The 9,291-nt window shown below is 65.1% G+C and carries 10 protein-coding genes; 9 read left to right on the forward strand and 1 reads right to left on the reverse strand.

Annotation, left to right across the window (positions count from 1 at the left end):
- The coding region (locus tag AC2VOU_RS07915) for a pyruvate, phosphate dikinase (RefSeq protein ID WP_486956877.1) at window positions 1–1,178 on the reverse strand (1,178 nt) is incomplete at its 3' end.
- Between the two features lie 164 nt (window positions 1,179–1,342).
- Between AC2VOU_RS07915 and AC2VOU_RS07920 the strand changes: the two genes are divergently transcribed.
- The 9 genes from AC2VOU_RS07920 to AC2VOU_RS07960 all read left to right on the forward strand — a co-directional run bounded on the left by AC2VOU_RS07920 (window position 1,343) and on the right by AC2VOU_RS07960 (window position 9,026).
- Window positions 1,343–1,705, forward strand: coding sequence for a hypothetical protein (locus AC2VOU_RS07920; RefSeq protein ID WP_407688192.1), 363 nt, complete (start codon window positions 1,343–1,345; stop codon window positions 1,703–1,705).
- 1 nt (window position 1,706) lies between these two features.
- Window positions 1,707–2,315: a nitroreductase family protein gene (locus AC2VOU_RS07925; RefSeq protein ID WP_407688193.1), complete on the forward strand. Its 609-nt coding sequence runs from the start codon at window positions 1,707–1,709 to the stop codon at window positions 2,313–2,315.
- A gap of 31 nt (window positions 2,316–2,346) precedes the next feature.
- A complete protein-coding gene (locus tag AC2VOU_RS07930) occupies window positions 2,347–4,497 on the forward strand; it encodes an acyl-CoA dehydrogenase family protein (protein WP_486956878.1) in 2,151 nt (716 codons plus the stop codon).
- Window positions 4,498–4,510: 13 nt separating this feature from the next.
- Window positions 4,511–5,647 (forward strand): thiolase C-terminal domain-containing protein, encoded by a 1,137-nt coding sequence (locus AC2VOU_RS07935; RefSeq protein WP_407688195.1) that lies wholly within the window; start codon window positions 4,511–4,513, stop codon window positions 5,645–5,647.
- Entirely contained in the window at window positions 5,644–6,060 is a 417-nt protein-coding gene (locus tag AC2VOU_RS07940) for a Zn-ribbon domain-containing OB-fold protein (RefSeq protein WP_407688196.1), read from the forward strand. Before AC2VOU_RS07935 ends, AC2VOU_RS07940 begins: the two co-directional genes overlap by 4 nt.
- A gap of 77 nt (window positions 6,061–6,137) precedes the next feature.
- On the forward strand, window positions 6,138–6,869 hold the full coding sequence (locus tag AC2VOU_RS07945; RefSeq protein WP_407688197.1) for a hypothetical protein: 732 nt from the start codon (window positions 6,138–6,140) through the stop codon (window positions 6,867–6,869).
- A gap of 80 nt (window positions 6,870–6,949) precedes the next feature.
- A complete protein-coding gene (locus AC2VOU_RS07950; RefSeq protein WP_486956879.1) occupies window positions 6,950–7,477 on the forward strand; it encodes a cytochrome c oxidase subunit 3 in 528 nt (175 codons plus the stop codon).
- A gap of 3 nt (window positions 7,478–7,480) precedes the next feature.
- Entirely contained in the window at window positions 7,481–7,747 is a 267-nt protein-coding gene (locus AC2VOU_RS07955) for a cytochrome C oxidase subunit IV family protein (protein WP_407688199.1), read from the forward strand.
- A gap of 196 nt (window positions 7,748–7,943) precedes the next feature.
- Window positions 7,944–9,026, forward strand: a complete 1,083-nt coding sequence (locus AC2VOU_RS07960) for an IS110 family RNA-guided transposase (protein ID WP_486956880.1) — start codon at window positions 7,944–7,946, stop codon at window positions 9,024–9,026.
- Window positions 9,027–9,291: the final 265 nt, after the last annotated feature.

Here is a 9,291-nt window from a genome sequence, read left to right on the forward strand (position 1 = left end):
GGGCTGGTTGAGCTGCGTACCAGGATGACGTCCTGTCCGTCCTCGGCCGCGTCGATCGCATCGTCGACGTCGGTAACGGCCTTTCCCGACGCCACGCCCGGACACGCGGGCAGCCCCTTGGCCAACAGTGGTGCTGACAGCCGGGTTTCGGGCTGCAGCGAGGGCATCAGCAGGGTCTCGATGTGGGCGGGAGTCACCCGGCGCAGCGTCTCCATGTCGTCGATGAGGCCTTCGTCGCGAAGTTTCAGTGCCAGCCGGACGGCCGCCTGAGCCGACCGTTTGGCCGCGCGCGTTTGCAGCAGCCACAGCTTGCCCTCTTCGACCGTGTACTCGATGTCCTGAACGTCGGAGCCGAGCCGTTCCAGTGTCCGGGCAGCGGCGACGAGCTCGTCATAGAGGTCCGGCTGTTCTTCGGCCAGAGCGCTGATCGGCTGTGCGTCGAACGTACCCGATACGACGTCTTCGCCCTGACCACCCGACAGCCATTCGCCGAACGGCTCGTCGGCACCGGTAATCGGGTTGCGGGAGAACAGGACACCGGTACCCGAATTGGATTCCATGTTGCCAAACACCATGGCCTGCACCACGACTGCCGTGCCCCCCAGATCGTCGTGGCTGTGATGCTCGCGGTAGGCCACGGCGCGCGGCGAGTTCCATGAGGCGAACACGGCTTCGATGGCTCCACGCAGCTGCAGGAACGGGTCGTCGGGCACTGCGGCGGACGCGTCGCCGTCGAGCACGATCCGTCGGTACATGTCAGCGAATCTGGCGCGGGTGTCCATGGCGAATCTTGTCGAGAACGTCTGGGCCAAGGCTTGCTCGACGGCGTCATTCATGCCGAGGTTGAGGACGGTGTCCATCATTCCGGGCATGGACAAGGCGGCACCGCTGCGGACACTCACCAGCAGCGGACGCGGACCGCGGCCGAAGGTGCGTGACGTCTGTTCTTCGAGGCAGTGGATCATCTGAGCCAACGTCTCGCTCAAGCCGTCGATGGTGGTGCCCGGGTCGTCGAGCCACTGCGCACAAACCTCGGTGGTGATGCAAAAGGCGGGCGGCACCGGCAATCCGTTGCGCCGCATGATGTTGAGGCCGTAGCCCTTGTTGCCGAGGGTCTCGCGTGGCAACTGTGCGGAGCCGTCGAGGAGCACCACCGACGTGTGCGCGGTGCGAGTCATGGCGACTTCCTATGCATCTGATTTCCCGGCGGTGCGCAATGGCGCCGTTGTGATCAGCACAGTATGACAAGCGACTGTCACGGTCAACGACATTGACTGTGACAGTCGACTGTCATACTGTTTCCAGTGGCCCGGGAAGCGGGCCCGGTGAGAAAGGCGCGTCCGTGACCGGAAATCGATTCGTCGTCCTGAGTAATCCGATCGAGGGCGAGGGCGACGCGTTTAACAAGTGGTACGACGAGGTGCATGTGCCCGAGGTGCTCGACGTCCCGGGTGTAGTCGCGGCGCAGCGGTACGACCTCGCGGAGTTGGACATCCCCGACGACGAGGATCTGCCCGCCCAACTGCCCCCGCCCATGCACCGGTACATGGTGATCTACGAACTGGATCGGGAGCCCCAAGCCGTGATGGCGCAGTTCCTCGAGCGGGTGATGTCGGGGAAGTTGTCGCTGGGCGAGACGCTGGATCTGTCCACAGTGTCGATGACCGGCTGGACGCCCTGCGGCGACCGACGGTTGGCCGACTGAGATGTCGGATCTGCGTGCCGTGATGCAGGCGCTGCGCGCCTGCAGGTGGTTCGACCCGGACGGAAAGGTGCTCGACTCCGACATCGAACAGATGCTGCAGCTCGCAGTGCACGCGCCGAGCGCGGAGAACACCCAGCCCTGGTCGTTCGTCGTGGTCCGCGCCGAGGAGAACCGGAAGCTGCTTGCCGACTGGTGGACCGAGACGTGGAACGCCGGAGGCGGCGACTTCGTCAAGCAGAGCCTCAAGGACAAGACACTGGTCGCCGACCTCGAATACGGTTTCAACAAGGGTGGATTCGCTGCTGCACCCGTGGTGGTCGTTGTCTGCGCCGACACTGACCGGGTCGCCGAGATCTACGCGCCGTCATCGATCTACCCGGCCGTGCAGAACCTGCTGCTGTCAGCCGCTGATCTGGGCTATGGGTCCTGTCTGACCACCGGCCTGACTACGTTCGGCGTCGACCGCGTCCGCGAACTTCTGCAACTGCCACAGAACCTGATCCCGATGGCGGCCCTCTATATCGGCCGGCCGGCGAGAAAGCTGTCGCCGCCCCGACGTCGCCCCGCCACCGAGGTCACCTACCGCGAGAAGTTCGGCGCCGCCTGGTGATCGAACACTCCCCAACCAGTGAGGCCGCTACATGGCATTGGCAATAACCGAAGACCACCGCGCGCTTGCCGACGTCGCGAAATCGATGGTCACCGGACGCGGTGGTGCCGCGGTCGCCCGTCGGATCCTCCTCGACGCCGAGGCCAAGGGCCGGTGGTGGACCGACGACGGGCTGTGGAAGGAGATCGTCTCGACCGGGTGGCTCGGTCTGCACGTGGACGAAGCCTTCGGCGGGCAGGGCTACGGGCTGCCGGAGCTGACCATCGTGCTGGAGCAACTCGGCCGTGCAGCGATCGGCGGACCGTTCCTGCCTACGGTCGTCGCGTCGGCGGTGATCGCCGAGTTCGGGACAGATGAGCAGCGTGCGCGTTGGTTGCCGCAGCTGGTCAGTGGCGACATGGTGGTCGGCATCGGCGCGAAAAGCAATGCAACTGTGGCTGATTCGCGACTGTCCGGCACGGGGATACCTGCCCTGGCCGAGGCGGCGGCCGATGCGTTCTTGCTTCCGGTGGGTGACGACGTCGTGGTGGTACACGCCGGTGACGGGGTGAGCGTCCGGACGATCGATTCGGTTGACCGGCTCATGCGGCCAGTCGTTGTGGTGAGCCTGGATTCCGCAGAGGTCGCCGACGTCTTCCCGGGAGCGGGCGCCGGTGTCACCCGCATCCTGCGGCTTCTCGCCACGGCCGAGGCCGTCGGCGGATTAGGTGCCTGCACCGAGATGGCAACGGCCTACGCGGCGAGGCGCGAACAGTTTGGCCGGCCCATCGGATCGTTTCAGGCGGTCAAGCACCACTGCGCGAACATGCTGGTCGACACCGAGCTGGCAGTGGCCGTCATGTGGGATTCCGCGCGCGCCAACGGATCAGAGGCCGAACTGGCCGCGACGATGGCGGCTGGGCACGTGCTACCGGCGTATCAGCGGGTGGCATTGCAGAACGTGCAGGTGCACGGCGGGATCGGCTACACCTGGGAACACGACGCGCACCTCTACGTCAGGCGCGCCACGGTGCTGGAGGTCTTCGCCGGTGATCAGGACGCCCTGCGCGACAAGGTCGCCGAGTTGCACGCGCAGGGTGTGCGACGTGGCCATTCGGTGGATCTACCGCCCGAAGCCGAACAGTACCGGCAGGCCGCGCAGGAATTCCGTGCCGAACTCGAGGCGACCGACTCCGGCGATCGCCACAAACTCTGGGCGCGTAGCGGATACCTACACCCGCACTGGCCAAAGCCATACGGCCGCGGCGCCGACAGCGTCGAGCAACTGATCATCGAGGAAGTGCTCGACGGGCTCGAGAAGCCGAGCCTCGGATTAGGCAACTGGGTGGTGCCCACCCTGCTACAGCATGGCAGCGCCGAACAGATTGAACGGCTGATGTGGCCCAGCCTCGAGGGCGACATCCGCTGGTGCCAACTCTTCAGCGAGCCCGGCGCCGGGTCGGACGCCGCGGCGGTGGCCACCAAGGCCAGGCGCGTCGACGACGGCTGGGTCGTATCCGGCCAGAAGGTGTGGACGAGCGACGCGGTGAACTGCCACCGTGGTCTGGCCACCGTGCGCACCGACCCGAATGCGCCGAAGCACAAGGGCATTACGGCGATGATCATCGACCTCGCCGATCCGGGCGTCGAAATAAGGCCGCTCACGGAGATCAACGGCGAGACGATGTTCAACGAGGTGTTCTTCGAAGACGTGTTCGTGCCCGACCGCGACGTGGTCGGCGCCGTGAACGCCGGCTGGACCGTCGCGATGGCGACGTTCGGCAACGAGCGGGTCTCCATCGGCGGCGGTTCCGTGACGATGACCGCCGAGGCGCTGATCGACTTGTTGGCACAGCACCGTGTCGGCGACGCCGGCCTCGCACGCGATGTCGGGGCGCTGCTCATCGAGGATTACACGTTGGCCGCCTTGAACCTGCGACAGGCCGCCAGGGCGGTCTTCGATTCCGGGCCGGGCATCGAGGGCAACATCGCCAAACTGTTCGGCGCCGAGCATGCTCAGCGCGTCGCCGAGCTCGCGCTGCGGATCGCCGGCCCGGCGATTCTGCTCGGTGAGGAGCAGGAGGTTGTGCACGACTATCTGTTCAGCCGATGCCTCACGATCGCGGGCGGAACCTCGGAGATCGTCAGGAACCTCATCGCCGAGCGAATCCTCGGGCTTCCCCGAGAGCCAGTGGCGAAGTAGATCGGAGAATCGAATGACCTGTGCCGTAGTAGGAATCGGCCGCACGACATACTCGCAGCAGTCCGGCCGCACCACTCGTGGCATGGCGGTGGCCGCGTGCCGGGACGCCATCGCCGACGCAGGACTGACGACCGCCGACATCGACGGCATCTGCACCTACATGGCCAACGACTCAGAGCAGCCGATCTTCGTGGGATGGGCGCTCGGTATCGACGAACTCTCCTGGGCGAACGCGATGTACGGCGGCGGCAACCTGGTAGCCGACCAGATCGCCACAGCGGCCGCCGTCATCGAGGCCGGCATGTGCAAGGCGGTCTTGGTGTACCGCTCACTCAACGGGCGGTCCGGATACCGGTTCGGTCACATCGAGGGCCCGATGCAGGTGCAGCATCACGATCAGTTCGACACGGCATCGGGTTTCATGGTCCCGCCCCAGTGGTTCGCCATGTGGGCGCGCAGGCATCAGCACGAATACGGCTCCACCTGTGAGGATCTCGGCCAGATCGCGATCACGCAGCGTGCGCACGCTGGCCCGAACGAGCATGCGCTGCGCCGGGAACCGCTCACGATGGACGACTATCTGGCCGCCCGCTGGATCAACGAACCCTTCCGGGTGCTGGATTGCACCTCGGAGGTCGACGGCGCCGTGGCGATCCTGATCACCGGCGAGGACATCGCCCGGGATTGCAAGCAGCCGCCGATGTGGCTGGTCGGATCGTCGAACTCCCAAGGTGGCGCCGGGTGGACTGAGTGGGACGACCCCACCGAGATGTATTCGCGTACCGCGGGTCCGAGGATCTGGGAGAAGACCGGACTTACTCCGGCCGACCTGGACGTGGCGTGCATGTACGACTGCTTCACCTACACCGTGATGGCGGCAATGGAGGGCTTCGGCTTCTGCGAGAAGGGCGAAGTCGGAAAATTCTTCTCGACCGGCCGGGCCACCTACGGCGGTGACGTGGTGGTCAACCCGCACGGCGGTCTGCTATCGGAGGGCTACATCCACGGACTGAACCACCACTACGAGGCGGCGCTGCAATTGCGCCACGCCGCCGGGGTCCGCCAGGTCGACAACGCGCAACTGGCGCTGGTCACCGCGGGCGGCGGACCGTTCGGCGGAGCGAACCTCTACAGCAGGGAGAAGCCATGACGAGTTCGGCACTGCAGCCGCCGATCCCGGTTCCCGACCCAGACACCGCGCCGTATTGGGAAGGTCTCAAGAACGGCAAGTTGATGCTGTGCCGGTGCGACGACACCGGCAAGTGGATCCACCCACCGCTTGAGCGCAGCCGGTTCACCGGAGGCCCTGTGCATTTCGAGGCGGTCAGCGGCAGGGGCACCGTTTACAGTTACATCGTGGTTCGTCAGGCGCTGGTGCCGGGACGTGTGCCACCGTACGTCGTCGGGCTGATCGAACTGGACGAGCAACCGGGGCTGCGGATCAACGCGGTCATCGACTGCGATCCGGCCGACGTCCGCATCGGCCAGCGTGTCGAACTTCGTATCGTCGACCTGGGGGACAGTGGTTATCGGATTCCCGAATTCCGTCCGATCGATCGTTAATCAACCACTGATTGACCAACGGCGGACGCCCGGCTTACTGTGACGGCCACCTCATCCTGCGGCGGTAGGAGCGCGTGATGCACGTGAAGATCGAGAAGGCTTCGGTCTGGCTGGGACTGGGCATGACAGGCGCATTCCTGGTCATGTTCTGGTTCATCGCCGGGGTCATCCCGCCGCTGGACCCCAACGACACTGCCGAGGAGACGGCGCAGATCTACTCCGATCGCCAGCTGCGGATGCAGATCGGTTTCGCACTGATGATCTTCTTCGCGTATCTGTACGCACCGCTCTTCGCGGTGCTGTCGCGCCAGGTGCGGCGAATCGAGGGTTGCTGGGGTGCGATGTCGGTGACCCAGATCCTGCTGAGCGTGACGTTCCCGTTCGGCTTCTCGCTGTGCTCGGTCTTCGCCGCACTCGCCGCATACCGCCCCGAACGCTCTCCCGATGTGACGCAGGCGCTCAACGACGTCTTCTGGTTCATCTTCGTCGGGCTGGTCGGGCCACTCATTACCCAAGTGCTCATCGTGGCCCTGGCCGTCTTCATCGACAAGCGCAAAGTCCCGAGTTTCCCGCGGTGGTTCGGCTACTTCAACATCTGGTACGCCGTCCTCGGTGTGCCCGGGTGCGCGATCTACTTGTTCAAGACCGGACCTCTGGCGTGGAACGGGATGTTCGCCTTCTGGATCCCCCTGACCGTCTTCCTCATCTGGATCATCGTCACGGCGGTGATGCTGCTCAAGGCGATCGACGTCGAGGCCGCCGAGCGCGAAAAGTATGCCGCTCAACGGGAGTGGGAACCGGCGGCGTGAATATAGTGACCCTGCGATCGGTCGGCGGCGATCGGTCGACGGCGGAGAGGGTAGCGCGCCATGTGCCGGGCGAGCCCGGCGTGTGGATCCTCCTGTTCGGTGACATGGTCGTGTTCGGGGCATTCTTTGCCACCTTCATGTACCAGCGGTCTTTGGCACCCGAGCTTTTCGACGCGTCTCGTCGGACACTGAGCATCGGTATCGGCTTGGCGAATACGCTGATCCTGCTGACCAGTTCGTTGTTCGTCGTGACAGCGATCCGAGCGATTCGGCAGGGCCAGCGTAGGGCTGCCCAGCTCTTGCTCGTCGGAGCCCTGTTGTGCGGCATGGCATTCGTCGCATTGAAGGCCGTCGAGTACACGGCGAAGATGTCACAGGGTCACGTGCCAACACAGAACAACTTCTATCTGTACTTCTTCATCCTCACCGACCTGCACCTGTTTCACGTGCTGATCGGTGTTGTGGTGCTTCTGCTCCTGTTGACTCAGGCTCGGCGCACGGAATTGAGCACCACCAGGATGGCCCTCGTCGAGGGCGGTGGCTGCTTCTGGCACCTCGTCGATCTGTTGTGGATCGTGCTTTTCCCGTTGCTTTATCTGGTGAGTTGATCGATGACCCTTTCCCTTCTGCGCGCACGCTCGACATTCGTTTGGCTGGCGCTCGTGATCGTGATGATCGTGTCCTGGGCGGTGGGCGCCGACCATGGGATCGGCTCCGGCATCGCCGTGGTCGTTCTGGCCCTCGCGATGATCAAGGTCCGCTTCGTCGGCCTGGATTTCATGGAGTTGCGCACCGCGCCGCTGCTCCTGCGCGCCGCGTTCGAGGCATACTGCGTCGTGCTGTGGCTGGTGCTCGCCGGTATGTACCTCTGGCTCTGAGGCTTTCGCCATGGCCGGTCAAGGTCAGCGCGCGCGTCGGGGCAGCGCTCCCGGACTTCTGGAAGACGCGGCGCGGGAGGTGTTCGCAGAGCGCGCCTAGACGGTATGAGGAGGCTGGGGCCTCGCTGCATGTGAACGTGGGTTGCCGACAGGAATTGGGTCCTGGCCGGTAGAGCCACAGATGTAGGAGGCCCCAGTGAAACGTCATCGTACGAGTGTTGGTTTGGACGTGCACGCACGATCAGTCGTTGCGTGTGCGTTGGACGGAGATACCGGCGAGGTGTTCGAACGCCGGTTGACCCCGGATTACCAGGAAATCCTGGAATGGTTGCAGTCGCTGCCCGGTGTGGTGGCAGTGAGCTACGAAGCTGGTCCGACGGGGTTCGGGTTGGCCCGGTTCCTGACGATGGCAGGGATGGTGTGTCTGGTGGCTGCGCCGTCGAAGCTGCAGCGGCCCTCGGGCGATCGGGTCAAAACCGACGCCCGCGATGCCGCGCATTTGGCACGGCTGCTGCACCTGGGCCAGATCATCGAAGTCACGGTTCCCAGCGTCGCCCAGGAAGCCGCCCGGGATCTGGTCCGAGCCCGCGAAGACTGCCGCGGCGATCTCATGAGCGCCCGGCACCGGGTATCGAAGCTACTGCTGCGGCAAGGGATCATCTACTCCGGCGGGCGGACGTGGACCGGCACCCATGAGATGTGGCTTGGCAAACAGCGCTTCGAGGCCCCCGCGTTGCAGCTGGCTTATGACACGGCACTGGACACCATGTTGGCCACCGTCGATCGCCGCAATCGCCTCGATGCCGCGATCGCCGAGATGGCTGCCGACAGCGACTACACCCCGGTGGTCACCCGGTTGGGCTGCCTGCGTGGAGTCTCGACGCTGACCGCCTTCGGCCTGGCCGTCGAGATCGGTGACTGGCATCGGCTGACCGGACGCTCGATCGGCGCCTACCTCGGGTTGGTACCCACTGAGTACTCCTCAGGGGGCTCCCGCTCGCAGGGATCGATCACCAAAACCGGCAACGGCCATGCCCGCCGACTGCTCATCGAAGCGGCCTGGCACCACCGCCAGCCGTATCGGCCCGGGGTCGACCTACGTCGCCGCTGGGATACCGCCAGCCCCGCTGCCCGAGCCCGCGGCCAGCAAGCCAACCGGCGCTTGCACACACGGTGGTGCCGCTTTGATGCCCGCAACAAACGACCCGTGGTCGCCAACACCGCGATCGCGCGTGAGTTGGCCGGCTGGTGCTGGTCACTGGCCGTCTTGGACACCTGAGGCCAGCACCAGCCCACAACTGTCCGAACCTGAGCCTGGTGGCGGCAGCGCCTGGGAGCGACCCGCGAACGCCCTATGAGCAATCACCCTGCACTGCAGATGATTACGCTCGATCCTAGACCCCGCGATCCGCTCCAGCAGAACAGTCCGTCCTGCGGTACCCAACCCGCGCATATCAGACTTGACACCCGCGTCGACAACATCGACACGCTCGCCAACCCGGGCCCGGTTCGGTCAACGGAAGCGGGCGCCACGACGACGGTCA

Source organism: Mycobacterium sp. TH-M25 (assembly GCF_057473665.1).